This is a genomic window from Rahnella sp. 2050 (assembly GCF_040544515.1).
Classification (GTDB): domain Bacteria; phylum Pseudomonadota; class Gammaproteobacteria; order Enterobacterales; family Enterobacteriaceae; genus Rahnella; species Rahnella aceris.
The window spans coordinates 1,444,066-1,461,041 of sequence record NZ_JBEPKE010000001.1; the positions used below are offsets into that span (position 1 = coordinate 1,444,066).

Annotated in this window: 13 protein-coding genes; 4 read left to right on the plus strand and 9 right to left on the minus strand. The window is 53.5% G+C overall.

From position 1 onward, the window contains the following. Positions 1-31: 31 nt before the first annotated feature. The 3 genes from ABIC79_RS06400 to guaB form a co-directional block, all read right to left on the minus strand. Entirely contained in the window at positions 32-1,366 is a 1,335-nt protein-coding gene (locus ABIC79_RS06400) for a sensor domain-containing protein (RefSeq protein WP_354566637.1), read from the minus strand. 253 nt (positions 1,367-1,619) lie between these two features. Continuing rightward, complete coding sequence (guaA, locus tag ABIC79_RS06405; RefSeq protein WP_013574385.1) at positions 1,620-3,197, minus strand: glutamine-hydrolyzing GMP synthase; 1,578 nt, start codon at positions 3,195-3,197, stop codon at positions 1,620-1,622. Between the two features lie 104 nt (positions 3,198-3,301). Further along, positions 3,302-4,768, minus strand: coding sequence for an IMP dehydrogenase (guaB, locus tag ABIC79_RS06410; protein WP_015689478.1), 1,467 nt, complete (start codon positions 4,766-4,768; stop codon positions 3,302-3,304). Between the two features lie 168 nt (positions 4,769-4,936). Between guaB and xseA the strand changes: the two genes are divergently transcribed. Next, positions 4,937-6,310, plus strand: a complete 1,374-nt coding sequence (gene xseA / locus ABIC79_RS06415) for an exodeoxyribonuclease VII large subunit (RefSeq protein WP_013574383.1) — start codon at positions 4,937-4,939, stop codon at positions 6,308-6,310. A 52-nt stretch (positions 6,311-6,362) separates the two neighbouring features. On the opposite strand, the gene ABIC79_RS06420 is transcribed toward xseA, so the two are convergent. Next, the gene (locus ABIC79_RS06420; protein ID WP_354566638.1) at positions 6,363-8,726 is read right to left on the minus strand and encodes a glycoside hydrolase family 31 protein; all 2,364 of its coding nucleotides are present in this window, start codon (positions 8,724-8,726) and stop codon (positions 6,363-6,365) included. Next, positions 8,723-10,036: an MFS transporter gene (locus ABIC79_RS06425; RefSeq protein ID WP_112151285.1), complete on the minus strand. Its 1,314-nt coding sequence runs from the start codon at positions 10,034-10,036 to the stop codon at positions 8,723-8,725. Before ABIC79_RS06425 ends, ABIC79_RS06420 begins: the two co-directional genes overlap by 4 nt. Before the next feature lie 214 nt (positions 10,037-10,250). On the opposite strand from ABIC79_RS06425, the gene ABIC79_RS06430 reads away from it, so the two are divergent. The 3 genes from ABIC79_RS06430 (at position 10,251) to ABIC79_RS06440 (ending at position 12,848) form a co-directional block, all read left to right on the plus strand. Beyond that, positions 10,251-11,333 carry a LacI family DNA-binding transcriptional regulator gene (locus ABIC79_RS06430; protein WP_119262221.1) on the plus strand — a complete coding sequence of 361 codons (1,083 nt, stop codon included), beginning with the start codon at positions 10,251-10,253 and terminating at the stop codon, positions 11,331-11,333. A gap of 135 nt (positions 11,334-11,468) precedes the next feature. Then, complete coding sequence (locus ABIC79_RS06435) at positions 11,469-12,503, plus strand: M4 family metallopeptidase (RefSeq protein ID WP_354566639.1); 1,035 nt, start codon at positions 11,469-11,471, stop codon at positions 12,501-12,503. After that, positions 12,504-12,848, plus strand: coding sequence for a protealysin inhibitor emfourin (locus ABIC79_RS06440; protein WP_013574378.1), 345 nt, complete (start codon positions 12,504-12,506; stop codon positions 12,846-12,848). Here the strand turns inward: ABIC79_RS06440 and ABIC79_RS06445 are convergent. The 4 genes from ABIC79_RS06445 to bamB all read right to left on the minus strand — a co-directional run bounded on the left by ABIC79_RS06445 (position 12,833) and on the right by bamB (position 16,975). Further along, entirely contained in the window at positions 12,833-13,063 is a 231-nt protein-coding gene (locus ABIC79_RS06445) for a zinc ribbon domain-containing protein (protein WP_013574377.1), read from the minus strand. The two genes, ABIC79_RS06440 and ABIC79_RS06445, sit on opposite strands and share 16 nt — an antisense overlap. An 11-nt stretch (positions 13,064-13,074) precedes the next feature. Then, positions 13,075-14,031, minus strand: coding sequence for an AEC family transporter (locus ABIC79_RS06450; protein WP_013574376.1), 957 nt, complete (start codon positions 14,029-14,031; stop codon positions 13,075-13,077). Between the two features lie 66 nt (positions 14,032-14,097). Continuing rightward, positions 14,098-15,582: a ribosome biogenesis GTPase Der gene (der, locus tag ABIC79_RS06455; RefSeq protein WP_112151287.1), complete on the minus strand. Its 1,485-nt coding sequence runs from the start codon at positions 15,580-15,582 to the stop codon at positions 14,098-14,100. Between the two features lie 211 nt (positions 15,583-15,793). Further along, a complete protein-coding gene (gene bamB / locus ABIC79_RS06460; protein ID WP_013574374.1) occupies positions 15,794-16,975 on the minus strand; it encodes an outer membrane protein assembly factor BamB in 1,182 nt (393 codons plus the stop codon). Position 16,976 lies beyond the last annotated feature (1 nt).

Here is a 16,976-nt window from a genome sequence, read left to right on the forward strand (position 1 = left end):
TAAAACTTATTCCCATTTGATCGCTATTTTCTCAATGCGCTTTGCCGTTTTTGGCTACATACATGGCGTTGTCGGCATATTCGAGAAGCTGACGTTCATCGTTACCATGCTCCGGATAGAGTGCGATTCCGATACTGGGCGTGATGGTCAAACTGTGGCCTTCCAGGGTAAAAGGAGGATTGAAAGCGTCACGGATTTTTTCTGCTACCCGAGCAGACGCGGGTAAGGAACCCCCCTGAAGCAAAACCACAAACTCATCGCCGCCGACACGAGCGACGGTGTCCGATTCGCGCACACACAACTTCAGGCGCGCAGCGGCCCCCTGCAGCAGTAAATCCCCAATACCATGGCCAAGCGTATCGTTAACCTGTTTAAATTTGTCGAGATCAATGTATAACAGCGACAACTGACCTTGCTCCCGACGTGCTGTTGAGAGCGCGACTTTCAGGCGGTCATGCAAAAAACCCCGGTTCGGGAGGTCGGTCAGTGGATCATACTGCGCCATATACTGCAGCCGAGCCTGCATTTGCTGACGCTCAATGACAGTCGCAATTTGAGTCGAAACGAACTGCAGTAACTCCTGATCCTGTTCGTTGTAGCACACACCCCCCGGGTAGCTTTTGACCATAAGCACGCCAATCGTGCCCTTATGCGACTTGAGCGGAACACCCAGCCAGCAGAATGGATTCATGCCAAAAGAGACCCGCAATTCTTCCATGCGGGCAACCATCGTTTCAGGTGTGAGCAGCAGCGGCAGACCGGTATGAATAATCTCTGCGTAGAACGTACCTGGGATCAGGGTAAAGGGGTCTGGCCTCGGCAGAAACTGATCCACATGATAAGGGAAGCTAAGTTTACCGGTTTCATCATCGTAGAGCGTCACCGAGAAATTATCGACGGGCAGCAGCGTGCCGACGATCTCATGAATACGCTGGAATAACTTGAGTAAATCTTCGGCGGTATGTGCAGCTTCAGAAATAGAATAAAGCGCAGATTGCAACAATTCGGATCGTTTGCGTTCGGTAATATCACGGGCAACCCCAATGCGCAATTGATCAGCCGGTGACCAGCGTGCCGTCCACATGATGTTGACTACTTGTCCATTCTTATGAATGTAACGGTTCTCAAAATGAAACTGAGGATTGCCAGACATGATCCCCACCACCGAGTTTCGGGTTATTTCCCGATCTTCAGGCAGCATCATGTCAAACATGTTTTTGCCGATCATTTCTTTCGGCGTATAGCCAAAGATACGTTCGCATGATGCACTCGCAAAAACGATATTGGCATGGGCATCAACCGCAAAAACAGCATCCATCATGAGATCAATAAAACTGGCCAACGGCGCGTGAGGATTCGATTCCATAGAGAAACTATAAGGCCTGAATATAAGAGTGAATACGACTACCTTTACGATAGATATCCGTCGTCCATTAGCACTGCATCGTTTTGCACCACCGGTTAAAGATAGTACAGGTACAGTTGAATAAACTCAGGAAAGAATCACATGATAAGGTTGAAACGGCCGTCTGATATCTGACAGATATCAAAAAGCCCGCATTTACGCGGGCTTAGAGGTATTTATTGCTTTAGCGTGCAGACTGTTGCCAGACGCGAAATCATTCCCACTCAATCGTTGCCGGTGGTTTGCCCGAGATGTCATAGACAACGCGGGAGATACCGTCGACTTCGTTGATGATGCGATTGGAGCAGCGGCCAAGAAAATCGTACGGCAGGTGTGCCCAGTGCGCGGTCATGAAATCGATGGTTTCTACTGCACGCAGGGAAACGACCCAGTCGTATTTACGTCCATCGCCCATCACACCAACGGAGCGGACTGGCAGGAAGACGGTGAAGGCCTGGCTGACTTTGTTATACAGGTCGGCTTTATGCAGTTCTTCGATGAAGATAGCATCGGCGCGACGCAGCAGGTCGCAGTACTCTTTCTTCACTTCGCCCAGCACGCGAACGCCCAGACCCGGGCCCGGGAACGGGTGACGGTAAAGCATGTCATACGGCAGGCCGAGTTCCAGACCGATTTTACGTACTTCGTCTTTGAACAGTTCTTTCAGCGGCTCAACCAGACCCAGTTTCATTTCTTTCGGCAAACCGCCCACGTTGTGATGCGATTTGATCACGTGCGCTTTACCGGTGGCCGAGGCTGCGGATTCAATCACGTCAGGGTAGATGGTGCCCTGCGCCAGCCATTTCACTTCATCCTGCTTGCAGGCTTCTTCATCGAACACTTCAACAAAGACGCGGCCGATGATTTTACGTTTGGCCTCAGGTTCATCAACGCCTGCCAGCGCAGACAGGAAGCGCTCTTCCGCAGCGACATGAACGATGTTCAGACCGAAACGGTCACCGAACATTTCCAGCACCTGATCTGCTTCGTTAAGACGCAGCAGACCGTTATCGACGAACACGCAAGTCAGACGGTCGCCAATGGCGCGGTGCAGCAACATGGCGGTCACGGAAGAGTCAACACCACCGGACAGGCCGAGGATCACATGATCGTCGCCAATCTGCACACGCAGACGTTCAACGGCATCTTCAATGATTTTTGCTGGCGTCCACAGTGCTTCGCACTCGCAGATATCCATGATGAAACGTTCGAGCATACGCAGGCCCTGACGGGTATGCGTCACTTCCGGGTGGAACTGCACACCGTAGAAGCGTTTTTCTTCGTTGGCCATAATGGCAAACGGGCAAGTCTCAGTGCTGGCAACGGTCACAAAATCAGACGGGATGGCCGTCACTTTATCGCCGTGGCTCATCCAGACGTCGAGCAACGGTTTGTTGTTCTCGCTCAGGGCATCCTGAATGTCACGGATCAGCGCACTTTCAGTCTGAACTTCAACCTGCGCATAACCAAATTCGCGCTCGTTAGAGCCTTCAACATGGCCGCCTAACTGCATCGCCATGGTTTGCATGCCGTAGCAGACGCCCAGAACCGGTACACCGGCTTCGAAGACATAGTCTGGTGCACGCGGGCTGTCATGCTCGGTGGTACTTTCCGGGCCGCCGGACAGGATGATCCCGTTCGGATTGAATTCGCGGATTTGGGCTTCGGTTACGTCCCAGGCCCAGAGTTCGCAATAGACACCCAGTTCACGCACGCGGCGCGCAACAAGTTGGGTGTACTGGGAGCCGAAATCGAGGATCAGGATACGGTGCTTGTGAATATTTTCGCTCATGAGGGGGCGTTTTCCAGAAAGCAATAAAAGCGTTAAAACAACAGGTTAAATTTTCTAACAATCTTAAAAGCAGACAGCGAGCCTTTAGCTCGCTGTCTTTAGGGTCAGGATCCCATGCGGTAGTTCGGTGACTCTTTGGTAATCGTCACGTCATGTACGTGGCTTTCCTGGATCCCGGCACCGCTGATGCGGACAAACTCAGCCTTGGTGCGCAGGTCGTCGATGGTAGCACAACCGGTCAGCCCCATACAGGAGCGCAGACCGCCCATTTGCTGGTGGATGATCTCTTTCAGACGGCCTTTATATGCGACGCGACCTTCGATACCTTCCGGTACCAGTTTGTCAGCAGCGTTATCAGTCTGGAAGTAACGGTCTGAAGAGCCTTTGGACATCGCGCCCAGAGAACCCATGCCGCGGTAAGATTTGTATGAACGGCCCTGATACAACTCGATTTCGCCCGGAGATTCTTCAGTACCCGCCAGCATCCCGCCGACCATCACACAGCTTGCGCCGGCAGCGATAGCTTTTGCGATGTCACCGGAGAAGCGGATACCGCCGTCAGCGATAACCGGAATACCGGTGCCTTCCAGCGCTTCAACCGCGTCAGAAACGGCAGTGATTTGCGGAACACCCACGCCGGTCACGATACGGGTAGTACAGATGGAGCCAGGACCGATACCGACTTTCACCGCGCTCACGCCTGCTTTCGCCAGTGCCAGAGCACCTGCGCCAGTTGCAACGTTACCGCCAATGATTTGCAGATCCGGGTATTTTGCGCGGGTTGCGCGGATACGTTCCAGAACGCCTTCGGAATGGCCGTGAGAGGAGTCGATCAGCAGGACGTCAACACCGGCAGCAACCAGCGCATCGATACGTTCTTCGTTGCCCGCGCCCGCACCAACCGCTGCACCGACGCGCAGGCTGCCCTGCTCATCTTTACAGGCATTCGGTTTACGTTCGGCTTTCTGGAAGTCTTTTACGGTGATCATACCGAGCAGATGGAATTGCGCGTCAACCACCAGCGCTTTCTCTACACGTTTTTCGTGCATTTTTTGCAGCACGACTTCGCGGGCTTCGCCTTCTTTGACGGTGACCAGACGTTCTTTCGGCGTCATGACCGCAGTGACAGGCTGTTCCAGATCGGTCACGAAGCGCACGTCACGACCGGTAATAATACCGACCAGTTCGTTTTCTTCAGTCACGACCGGATAACCGGCAAAACCGTTAATTTCAGTGAGTTCTTTAACCTGACGCAAAGTGGTCGATGGCGTGACGGTTTTAGGGTCAGCAACAACGCCGCTTTCATGCTTCTTCACGCGACGGACTTCTTCCGCCTGACGCTCAATAGACATGTTCTTGTGAATGAATCCGAGGCCGCCTTCCTGCGCCAGAGCAATCGCCAGATTCGCTTCAGTCACGGTATCCATCGCTGCGGACAGCATAGGGATATTCAGACGGATTTTAGCGGTCAGTTGAGTACCGAGGTCGGCAGTATTAGGCAAAACTGTGGAGTGGGCTGGAACAAGGAGAACGTCGTCGAACGTTAGTGCTTCTTTTGCGATACGTAGCATGGGCAATATCTCACCAAGGTGGATGCGGAAAAGATAAAATATTGCAGCGGGAGTATACAGGTGAGTAGGCATTTCGACCAGAACTATTTCAAAAACTTCTTGATTACCTTTTGCGGGCATGTAGTATCGTTCGATTAAGTCTCTGTTTTTGAATTTGATCTGGATCACATGTCGCTACCTTCTTCGCCTCCTATTTTTACCGTAAGCCGCCTGAATCAGACGGTCCGACAGTTGCTGGAAAACGAAATGGGTCAGGTCTGGCTCTCCGGTGAGATTTCAAACTTCTCTCAGCCGTCCTCCGGCCACTGGTATTTTACGCTCAAAGATGACCGCGCTCAGGTCAAATGTGCCATGTTCCGCAACACGAATCGCCGCACAACGTTCCGCCCGCAAAATGGCCAGCAGGTATTAGTCCGCGCGACCATTACCTTGTATGAGCCACGTGGCGATTATCAGCTGATTGCCGAAAGTATGCAGGAAGCCGGCGACGGTTTATTGCAGCAAAAATTCGATCTGCTGAAACAGCAACTGGCCGCCGAAGGTCTGTTTGATGCGCAGTTTAAACAGCCGCTGCCTTCACCGGCCAAATGCGTGGGTGTCATCACCTCCGCCAGTGGTGCCGCGCTGCATGACGTGTTAAATGTCTTAAAGCGTCGCGACCCGTCGTTACCCGTCATTATTTATCCGACGTCAGTTCAGGGCGCGGATGCGCCGGGGCAAATCGTCCGCGCCATTGAGCTGGCTAACGCTCGGGAAGAAGTCGATGTCCTGATTGTCGGGCGCGGTGGCGGTTCGCTGGAAGATTTATGGAGCTTTAACGATGAGCGCGTGGCACGGGCGATTTTTGCCAGCCGCATTCCGATCGTCAGCGCCGTCGGCCACGAAACCGATGTGACGATTGCCGATTTTGTTGCTGATTTACGTGCGCCGACGCCGTCTGCTGCTGCCGAACTGATCAGCCGCAATCAGCTGGAATTGCTGCGCCAGATCCAGTCGCAGCAGCAGCGCCTCGAAATGGCGATGGATTATTATCTCGCACAACTGACGCAGCGCTTCACGCGTCTGAATCACCGCCTGCAACAGCAGCATCCGCATTTACGTCTGGCGCGTCAGCAAACGGCGCTGTTCAAATTGCGCCGTCGTCTTGATGAAGCCATGCAAAACCAGCTGCGTCAGATGCTGCGCCGCACCGACCGTTTGCAGCAACGCCTCACACAACAGCAACCGCAGCCGCGTATTCACCGCGCCCAGCAGCGGGTTCAGCAGCTTCAGTACCGGCTGCAACAGGCGATGTCATCGCAACTGACCGAAAGCCGTCAGCGTTTCGGTACTGCCTGTACGCAACTGGAAGGCGTCAGTCCGCTGGCGACACTCGCCCGCGGCTATAGCGTGACGACCACGCCGCAAGGCGCGTTGCTGAAGAAAACCACGCAGACTGCACCGGGCGATACACTGAAAACACGTCTGGCCGATGGCTGGATTGAAAGTGAAGTGAAATCGATTGTGGTAGAGAAGAAGGTGCGTAAACGTGCGGTTAAATAAGCGTTAGGTTTCCCCCATCCTCCCCCTTCGCAGGGGGAGGAGATTGAAAAGCTTACAGATTATAGTTATTTGTCTTCACGCCATTCACCCAAACTTCACGCGTTTCGCCTTGCGGCAGCACAATGCTCAGGGTTTTCCACGCTGGTTTGAAATCACCGCGCTGCGTCAGCGTGATGTTGATTCGCTGATCGTCACTGGCGATATCCCAGTTCAGCCACAGCGCATGATTCTGCTCCCAGCGATGGCTTTCGCCGTCATCTTCAAACAGCATGCCTGACGATGTCACCTGACCCGGTGCCGGATACACATGCAATTCACGCAGCATATCTTTACTGGCCTCAACATGCGCCAGACGGCAAGATTGCGGCAATGCAGCACCGGCGCGCACCAGCAGCGGCAATCTGTCCAGTGGTGCGTCGAGGGTGATTGTCTGCCCGCCCGCAAACCATTCGCCGGTATAGAAATCGCACCAGCCCATTCCGTTATCAGGCAGATAAACATTACGCTCACGCTGCCCCTCATCCACCACGCTGGCGACCAGCAAATCACGTCCCATCAGGAAGTCATCGGTTTCCGCGAAGGTGTTTTTGTCGTGCTCGTGGTCGAGGAATGTCGGGCGCAGCATCGGCTCGTCATCCGCATGAGCCTGCCACAGCAAGGTGTAGAAATAAGGCAATAAGCGATAACGCAGACGGATGGCATCACGAATAAGCGGCGTCACCTGCGGATACATCCACGGCTCATTCACCGTGTGATCATCATTCCAGGAATGAATGGTGAAACGTGGATGCATCACGCCGTTTTGCACCCAGCGGACAAACAGTTCGGCATCCGGCTTATCTCCTGAGAATCCACCGACGTCGTGCCCGACGTTATACAAACCGGATAAACTCATACCAATCCCCATGCGGGTGTTGTAGCGCAGCGTCTGCCAGTTAGTGCGGTTATCACCGCTCCAGGTTTGCACGTAACGCTGCATGCCGGAACAGCCGGAGCGGGAAATCAGATACGGCCGGATTTCCGGCGCAAAGTTTTGCTGCGCTTCAAACGACGCACGCATCATCAGCAGCGGCATCACCGGACGGATATGTTTGATGGCGATAGACTTGCCAAAACCGTGGCAACGCGCATCGCTGTCCCAGACTTCATACTCGTTGTTGTCGTTCCACGTCGAACCGATGCCTTTTTCGAGCAGCTGTTGCGTCACGCCTTTCTGCCACCAGCACACAGCGGCAGGATGAGTGAAATCGAGGTGGGAACCTTCGTCATCCCAGAATACTGAGCGTTCCGGCACGTCGCTTTCGCTGTCACGGATAAATAAACCCTGCTCAGCAACCTGTTCATATTGCGGGTGATCCTGCAACAGGCAAGGTTTGATATTGGCCGCCAGACGGATACCAGCGTCAAGAAACGCTTTCGACATCACTTCCGGCTCAGGCACTTTGTCGTAGTTCCAGTTAAAGACGTAGCGCTTGTTGCCGATCGAGGTGTAACCCGATGATAACTGGAATGAATCACACGGAATTTCATGCTGTTCGCACAGCGTGATGAATTTCATCAGCTGTTGCTGAGCGTCCGGCGCATCGGTGTAATACATGGTCGAGCCACTGTAACCGAGACTCCATTTCGGCCCAAAGGTAGTTTTACCGGTCAGGCGCACCAGCTTTTTGGTGACGTCGAGTGACGTCGGGCCGACAAACAGGTAGTAATCCAGATCGCCCGCTTCGGCACTGAAACGACGGTAAGGCAGATGGTAATTATCCAGTTCATTGCCGAGATCAAGCCAGACATTGCTGAGATTGTCGTAGAAAACGCCAAAACTGACACCATTGCGCCGCGTCAGGGTAAACGGGATATGCTTATACAGCGGATCGGTGCTGGCGGCGTTATAGCCCATCGCATCCAGATTACGCATTTCAAAGCGGCGGCCGCTACGGTTGAGATCACCGGCTTTCTCGCCCAGCCCGTACACGCCATCCTGCGCCTCACGCAGCTGATAGTGCGCCGATGCTTCGTTTTTCACGCCGAGCATATATGCACCGGTTTTCCGATCTTTTACCAGCGGCTGCCAGACACCGGCCTCATTTTTATATTCCCACTCCAGCCACAACGGCTGATGCACCGTGACGCGCAGCGCCTCAGTGGTCAGTGTCAGGCAATCGTCGCCCTGTTCGAGCTGATAGCCCGGCACTGAAAAACCTTCGTTGCTCAGACGGCCACGCCCTTCCCATGGTGCATCATTTTGTGGTGCGATACTCCAGGTACGATCCAGCGCAAGCTCGCCGTTTCGCTGGATGAATACGCGGATTAAACCCTGTTCCAGCACACGCAGAGAAAACAGATGTTTACCATCAACCCGCAAATCCACGCCTGCTTCATCCTGCCCGGCAAGCTCCCAGTGTTTTAACGTCTTCATACACTCTCCCTTTTTGCCGGATTGCGGCGTTCAGCGATCAGAGCAACCAGGAAGACTGCGCCGATCAAATCAAAGAAACCCATCGCGATAAACAGCGGATTGAAACCCATTTTGTCGGCAACGGCGCCGATCAGCAGTGAAAACAGGAAACTGGCGATCCACGCCGAAGAACCGCGCATGCCGTTAACTGTCGCCACCTGGCTCTTATCGAATGTCTCCACCACGACGGCGCTCAGCATGCAGGAAATCACCTGATGACCGAAACCGCCGATGGAAATCAGGGCGATGGCGGCATACGGGCTTTGCGTCAAGGCGACCAGCGCCAGCGACAGCATCATAAATGCGCCGGTGACGGAGCTGGCGACGATGGAGTTAATGCGGGTGCAGCCAAACACTTTGCGGTACAACGTGGTGAGATAGCCGCTGGCAATACTGCCGAGGTCGGCGGCCAGGAACGGCAGCCAGGCAAACATCACAATGTGTTTTAAATCCATCCCACGTTCATTGGCGAGATACAACGGCACCCAGAAACTGAACACCGCCCACGCAGGCTCAGCCAGAAATGCCGGAATGGCGATACCGTAGAATTTCTTGTTTTTACAGACAATTTTCAGCGATTTGATAAACGGCAGACGCGTTTGTTGCGGCTCGTTATCTGAACGGATCAGCGCCAGTTCATCTTTGCTCAGGTTCGGATGCGTTTCCGGTGAATGGTAGAACTTCCACCACAGCAGAACCCACAGCATCGACAGCACGCCGCAGAACAGGAACGCACCACGCCAGCCAAATGACACGTGCGCGACCAGGATAATCGGCGGGGCCAGCATGGCACCAATCGAGAAGCCTACGCCTGCCCAGCCCGCGGCAACCGGACGCTCTTTACGCGGGAACCAGTCGGAAATCGCTTTGGCGTTGGCCGGAGTCGCCGCCGCTTCGGCACTGCCCATAAAGAAGCGCAGAACGGCGAGTTGGATCCAACTGCCCGCCCCTGCATGCAGCATACAAACCACCGCCCAGATTGAGGCGCAGATCAGAAAGCCCAGCTTCAGGCCAATTACATCAATCAGCCAGCCGCACAACGGCTGGAAAATGGTGTACGCCGCCTGAAACGCCGCGACGATGTAAGAATATTGTTCCGTGGTCATGTTCAGGCTGGTTTTCAGTTCAGCCGCCAGTAACCCCAGAGAATTTCGGGTGACGTAGTTGACCGTCACGCCGAGCAGAAACAGCGCCAGCATCCACCAGCGTAAAGCCTTTATCTTTCTGCGTCCTGCAACCGCAGCTGTCCCGGTATTTATTTGAATTGTCATGTCCGTTCTCCCACCCGTCGGCCTGGCCGCAGATGATGTGTCATGTGAGGTACTTCTGCAGAGTAGGCAGCCGGATTTGTGAGGGAAACGTGATTTTTTGCAAAAGCTTTCACGCTATAACTGGACGGGGAAGTCAGGGAGGATAAAAGCTCACGGGAAGCACATCTTCTGATATGAAAATTTTTGCATGGACGATTTTGAAGGAGATCACAGTTTGAAAGGAAAGTTAAATATCCAGCAAATTGCCGACCAGACAGGGTTGTCGATCAGTACCGTTTCACGGGTTTTAGCCGGAAAAAATAACACCAGCAGCAAGGCGCGCGACAGCGTGCTTGAGTGTGCCAAATCTCAGGGCGTTCTCAATGGCCTTTCCACCGGCAGGCTGATGCTCAACAACATTTTGATTTTCGCTCCCGCCCGCGCCTTTGATGTGCGCAGCGATATTTTTTACTACAAGGTGATCCAGGGCATTCTGGCTGCCACCGCCCATCATGAAGTGCGCGTCCGGTATTGTGCGATGGAAGAAGAAAATGCCGATGCTGCGCTGTTCATCGCCAAAATGACCGATCCGCAAACCGAAGCCGTATTACTGGTCGGTATCGACGATCCTCACATTCATCAATTGGCCGCTGACATGGGCAAGCCCTGCGTGCTGGTCAATTGCCATGACCGGCATATGCGCCATGACAGTGTCAGCCCCGATCATCAGACGATGGGCGATTTCGCCTGCGACTATCTCTTTTCTCAGGGCCACACACATATCGTGACCGTGCAGTGCCTGCGACGTCATACGATGGAACTTCGGCTCACGGGGATTAAACAGGCGTTCACGCGCCATCATCAGGTTTTCAGTGACAGCCAGCATTTGCTGAATACCTCAGGATTCGGTGCCCAGGAAAGCGAACAGGCGCTGCTGGAATTTCTGGATGCCTTGCCGCCCGGCCAGCCGCTGCCGACCGCAATCCTGGCCGGTGGCGATTTTATGGCTTCCGGCGTGGTAGCAGCGCTGGCTAAACGCGGCTTTTCCGTGCCCGGGGATATCAGCGTTATCAGCACTGACGGATTCAATCTTGCAGAAATTCACGATGTGCCGCTGACAGCGGTGCATGTGCCGCGCGATGAACTCGGTGCCGAAGCGATTTCCCTGTTGCAACGGCGCATGCTGCGCCCCGATGCGCCTCACACAACGCAGCTGTTGCAGGGAAAACTGGTGGTGCGCGAATCGGTCAGAAAAGCCAGCGGACGCGCTGTGATTTGTCATTCGCATACGTTGTATGACCCGCAGCCGGACAGATAAATCCCATCTTTAACAGACTTAACGCTCAGCAGTCCTATACTGACGGTGATGACTATTCATTAGCCGGCTTTCAGTATCAGACGGTCAGAACACCTTGTTTTCACCTTCGGGTGACTCTTGATAAGGAGATTCACGATGAATCACAGTTCAGCAAAGCGTTACAACAGCGTTATCCCGCCCTACATGCTTAACCGTATTATTGAACACGGTTCAGAGCCCCAGCGCAGATGTGCCAGACAGACGCTGGTACATGTGAATACCCTGATGGCACAGCCCTACGCCAAACCGCAGAAGATCGTGACAGCCAAAGCGGGTCAGGTTGAGCGTGATATTTATGACGCCAAAAATACCACCCGACTACCGGGGAAATCCGTGCGTAAGGAAGGTCAGCCAAGTAACGGCGATGTGTCGGTGGATGAAGCCTATGATTATCTTGGCGTGACCTATGATTTCTTCTGGCAGGCCTATCAGCGAAATTCCCTTGATAACAAAGGGCTGGCGCTTCTCGGCACGGTGCATTATGACAAAGGCTATCAGAATGCCTTCTGGAACGGGCAGCAGATGGTGTTTGGTGACGGTGACGGCGAAATCTTTAACCGCTTCACGATTGCTATCGACGTTGTCGGGCACGAGCTTTCCCACGGGGTCACCGAAACGGAAGCAGGTCTGGAATATAACGGCCAGTCCGGCGCACTGAACGAATCGATGTCGGATGTGTTTGGTTCGCTGGTGAAACAATTCCACCTGAAACAAACTGCCGATAAAGCCGACTGGATTATTGGTGAAGGTTTGCTGGCGAAAGGCATTAACGGTTCCGGCCTGCGTTCTATGTCTCATCCCGGTACCGCTTACGATGACCCGCTGTTGGGTAAAGATCCGCAACCAGCGGACATGAAGGGTTATGTGAATACCCGCGATGACAACGGCGGTGTGCACATTAATTCAGGCATACCTAACCGCGCGTTCTATCTGGCAGCGACTAAACTGGGTGGTAACGCGTGGGAACGTGCAGGTTACGTCTGGTATGACACGGTTTGTGATAAATCCCTGCCCAAAAATGCAGACTTTGTCACGTTCGCCCAACTGACGATTCAGCATGCGGAAAAACGCTTTGACGCTTCCGTTGCACAAGCGGTTCGTGAAGCCTGGGAGCAGGTCGGAGTGATGTAAATGAAACCTTTAGATTCGCTGGAAAGTAATGCGGTCATTGAGATTTACCGCGAAGGCGGCATTGCGTTTATCCCGAAACTCAGCGGGCCGCGACGGGTCGAACTTTCAGGTATGAGTGATGATAAGCGGCGGGAAATTTGCCAGCTCATCAACAAAGCCCTGCCCTATGCTCAGGAAAAAGAAAACGCCGGTCATGGCGACCAGCGTTATTTCCGGCTGGAGATTTACTATGCTTCGCAAGCGCATTCGGCCAGCCTGGTGGTGATTATTCCTGAAACCGAAACGCCCGAGGAACTGGTGAATTTATGGAAGCAGGCTCCCCCTGACGATCACTCTGCGGAATAAGGCGAATACGTAAACCGTACCCTTTTTTTAGAAATCATCCCGTGCCCGTTTTGGCAGAAGTAATCGACCGCGCCGCAGGCTTTCAGCTCCTGCAACGGTTGCTGGCAATCCGGGCATAATGCGATTTGCTGATAGTCGCCATGGCTGGCGTCACAATGAAAGTGACCACTTACCCAGCTCATCGGCTGGCTGCAAACCGGACAAAGTGCATCCATCGTCTATCCCTCTAAATAACACCCAGCGTCCGCAGTAAATACAGACCCAGTGCGGTAGTGAAAAATGATCCGAGCGTGGTGACGGCAATAATATTCGCCGCCAGCGTCGCGTTGCCGCCCATTGCACGGGTCATCACGTAGCTGCCCGCTGCGGTCGGTGTGCAGGAAAAGAGAAATATAACGCCGAGCGCCGCGTCGCGAAAGCCAAACAGCCATGCCCCGAAGGTCATCAGCGCAGGCACAAATATCACACGTGACGCGGAAGACCAGGCTGCCACGTGAGAACTGCGGAACATCGCCTTCACGTCAAGACTGGCACCGGCACATAACATTGCCAGCGGCAGCGCCATCCCTGAAATAAACTCACCAGTGCTGGCAATGGTCGCTGGCATCGGTAAATGGCTGTACTTAAACGCCAGCCCGAGCACCAGACCAATAATCAGCGGATTGGTGATAATGCCGCGCAGAATCGGCTTCAGCCCGATGCTATTCCCCTGCCCGCCTTTCAGGCTGCGGGTTAGCGTAATCACGGAAAGCACGTTGAAGAGGATCACTGTGACCGCCAGATACATCGACCCCAGCGCAATACCTTCGCTGCCAAAGGCCAGCGAGGCATAAGCAAGACCCGCGATGCCGGTATTGGCACGGAATCCTCCCTGCACAAAAATACCGCGCTCACGCGGGTCTTTCACCAGTTTTATCGCCACCAGTTCCAGCAACAGAAATGAAGCGACGGTGCCAAGGCCACCATAAATGGCGAGCGGCAGATTTGAGCCTGAGGAATCATGCCCTTGCGCCACGCTGAAAAAAAGCAGGCAAGGTAAGGCGATATTGAATACCAGACGGCTGGCTTTCTCGTTAAAACTGTCGTCCATCAGGCCAGTGCGGCGCAAAAACACGCCCAGCAGCAAGATCAGTAAGTTTGGGACCGTAACGCCAAACGCAAAACTCCAGGTCTGCCAGAACATCCAGCCAGCTCCTTGCGGGGAAATTAAGACGAAAAAAAGGGGTACATTTTCATGCACCCCATTCGTTTAGGATTTGTTTTTCAGGTGCTGCATCAGACGTCGGCGCTTGCGCTGCTGGTGAGGAGAAAGCGAGTTTTTCTTGCCTTCATACGGGTTCTCACCTTCTTTGAACTGAATGCGGATTGGCGTTCCCATCACTTTCAGTGAACGACGGAAATAGTTCATCAGATAGCGTTTATAGGAATCAGCCAAGTCTTTCACCTGATTACCGTGAATCACCACGATTGGCGGGTTATAGCCCCCGGCGTGAGCATATTTCAGTTTCACGCGGCGACCATTGACCAGCGGTGGCTGGTGATCGTCAGCCGCCATTTGCATGATACGGGTCAGTAAGGAGGTGCTCACACGCGTGGTTGCACAGGTGTACGCTTCGTTTACTGACTCAAACAGGTTGCCAACGCCGCTTCCGTGCAGGGCAGAGATGAAGTGAATGCGGGCAAAATCAACGAAACCAAGACGCAGATCCAGCTGATCTTTAACCTGAGCACGTGCTTCTTCGCTCATGCCATCCCACTTGTTGACCACGATAACCAGTGAGCGCCCGCTGTTGAGGATAAAGCCTAACAGCGAGAGATCCTGATCGGAAATGCCTTCGCGGGCATCGATAACCAACATCACTACGTTGGCATCTTCAATCGCCTGCAGGGTTTTGATTACCGAGAATTTCTCCACGGTTTCAGTCACTTTGCCGCGCTTACGCACACCGGCGGTGTCGATCAGAACGTATTCACGGTCGTCTCGGTTCATCGGGATATAAATACTGTCGCGGGTGGTGCCCGGCATGTCATAAACCACGACGCGCTCTTCACCCAGAATACGGTTAGTCAGTGTGGACTTACCTACATTCGGACGTCCGACGATAGCCAGTTTGATTGGCAGAGACTGCGGGTCGAAATTATCTTCTTCGTCTTCAGGGATTTCATCACCGGTGGCTTCCTGCTCAGCCCAGTAAGCGGCATTCGCCTCTTCTTCGGTGAGTTCGACTTCTTCCGGCTTTTCGCCCACGAACGGGATCAGAACGTGTTCGATAAGCTGCGTCACGCCACGGCCGTGTGAAGCCGCGATAGCATACACATCGCCCAAACCGAGTGAGTAGAAATCACCGGTTGCGCTGTCCGGATCCAGCCCGTCAGTTTTGTTCGCCACCAGGAAGGTGGCTTTTTCACGGCTGCGAAGATGCTGGGCAATGCCCTGATCGGCAGGCATCAGGCCCGCGCGCGCATCCACCATGAACAGCACGATATCCGCTTCTTCGATAGCCAGCAGAGATTGCCCTGCCATGCGGGTTTCAACGCCATCTTCGGTACCGTCAATACCGCCGGTATCCACGATGATGAATTCATTACCCTCAATTTCGGCACGACCATACTTGCGGTCACGCGTAAGCCCCGGGAAATCCGCCACCAGCGCATCACGCGTCTTGGTTAAACGGTTAAATAAAGTGGATTTACCCACATTCGGGCGCCCAACAAGCGCAACGACAGGTATCATTTTGAAGCCTCAGTGTTTTTATAGGTGGTGCTAAACGCAAATAGCTGGCCTGCTGAATTTCATTGCAAACCACTATAATTCAATTTGTTACAGCGTAATCTCTCATTTGGGATTACGCGGATTTCAGAATACGAAACGGCCCCTGAGCAATTCAGGAGCCGTTTTAAAGCCCGGGGTCAACCGACCTCAGGGCCAGATGCCGGTCGCAGTATTAGCGGGTGAAGGAGTAAACCTCGCCACCTTTCGCCTGCACAACCAGCTTGTCGCTTGCCACAATCGGCGCACTCAGGAAGCCATCGCTGTCGACTTTCTGCTGAGCAACAAAACGACCATCAGTGGTGTTGATCCAGTGCAGATAGCCTTCGGAATCGCCGACCACAATGTAACCATTATACAGCACCGGTGCCGTCAGGTTACGGTGCAGCAACTCACTTTGGCGCCACACGCTGACACCACCCTGAGTATCGAGCGCCATCACGCGGTCATCCTGGTCAACCATATAGATATGGCCTGCGTCGACAATGATGTCATTCACAGAACCAACATCACGTTTCCACATAATCTGACCAGAACGCAGATCCATCGCCACCAGATTGCCATTGTATGCCAGCGTATAAACAACGCCATCAACGATAACCGGCGTGGTATCCACATCGCTCAGACGGTCGATTTCAGTCGTACCGGTAGTCTGAGAAATACGTTGTTGCCAGATCAGCTGACCTTCTTTCATCAGTACAGCACTGACGCGGCCATTATCACCACCGACGATTGCAGCACCAAAGGCTACTGCAGGCGCTGATTCACCACGCAGAGACAGCGTTGGCATATCGAGGTTAGCGGTCCATTGAATGGTACCGTCGGATTCATTCAGACCCTGCAACATACCATTGCCGGTGTGAACCAGAACCAGACCATCGCTGACAACCGGACGGGACAATGCTTCCCCCGCCACTTTGGTCTGCCAGGCGATTTTACCATCAGTGGTGTTCAATGCATAAACGATAGCTTTTTCACTGCCAACGTAAACGTGATCACCTGAAACTGTCAGGCCGCCAGACAGCTGTGCAGAAATATTTCGGGAGAGGAAGCCGGTCTTTTCAGACAGGTTGACGCTCCATTTTTCTTTACCACTGTCAGCGTCGAGTGCTTTAACCAGACCAAAACGGTCAGCCGCAAAAATGGTGCTGTCCTGCCAGGCCGGACGCAGATTGGAGTAGAATTCGCCAATGCCGTCGCCTACGGATTTGCTCCACACTTGCGTCGGTGTGAATTGGTTCTCAACTTTTGGCAGAGGAGACATTTTGACCACGTCTTCTTCGCTGTTAAACAATGAACAGCCACTTAGCAGGGCAACAGAAACCCATCCTACCAAGAGTGTTTTACGCAATTGCATC

Coding starts and splice junctions, on each gene's coding strand:
- ABIC79_RS06400 (WP_354566637.1), bottom strand. CDS start 1,366: ATGGAATCGAATCCTCACGCGCCGTTGGCCAGTTTTATTGATCTCATG.
- guaA (WP_013574385.1), bottom strand. CDS start 3,197: ATGAGCGAAAATATTCACAAGCACCGTATCCTGATCCTCGATTTCGGC.
- guaB (WP_015689478.1), bottom strand. CDS start 4,768: ATGCTACGTATCGCAAAAGAAGCACTAACGTTCGACGACGTTCTCCTT.
- xseA (WP_013574383.1), top strand. CDS start 4,937: ATGTCGCTACCTTCTTCGCCTCCTATTTTTACCGTAAGCCGCCTGAAT.
- ABIC79_RS06420 (WP_354566638.1), bottom strand. CDS start 8,726: ATGAAGACGTTAAAACACTGGGAGCTTGCCGGGCAGGATGAAGCAGGC.
- ABIC79_RS06425 (WP_112151285.1), bottom strand. CDS start 10,036: ATGACAATTCAAATAAATACCGGGACAGCTGCGGTTGCAGGACGCAGA.
- ABIC79_RS06435 (WP_354566639.1), top strand. CDS start 11,469: ATGAATCACAGTTCAGCAAAGCGTTACAACAGCGTTATCCCGCCCTAC.
- ABIC79_RS06440 (WP_013574378.1), top strand. CDS start 12,504: ATGAAACCTTTAGATTCGCTGGAAAGTAATGCGGTCATTGAGATTTAC.
- ABIC79_RS06445 (WP_013574377.1), bottom strand. CDS start 13,063: ATGGATGCACTTTGTCCGGTTTGCAGCCAGCCGATGAGCTGGGTAAGT.
- ABIC79_RS06450 (WP_013574376.1), bottom strand. CDS start 14,031: ATGTTCTGGCAGACCTGGAGTTTTGCGTTTGGCGTTACGGTCCCAAAC.
- der (WP_112151287.1), bottom strand. CDS start 15,582: ATGATACCTGTCGTTGCGCTTGTTGGGCGCCCGAATGTGGGTAAATCC.
- bamB (WP_013574374.1), bottom strand. CDS start 16,975: ATGCAATTGCGTAAAACACTCTTGGTAGGATGGGTTTCTGTTGCCCTG.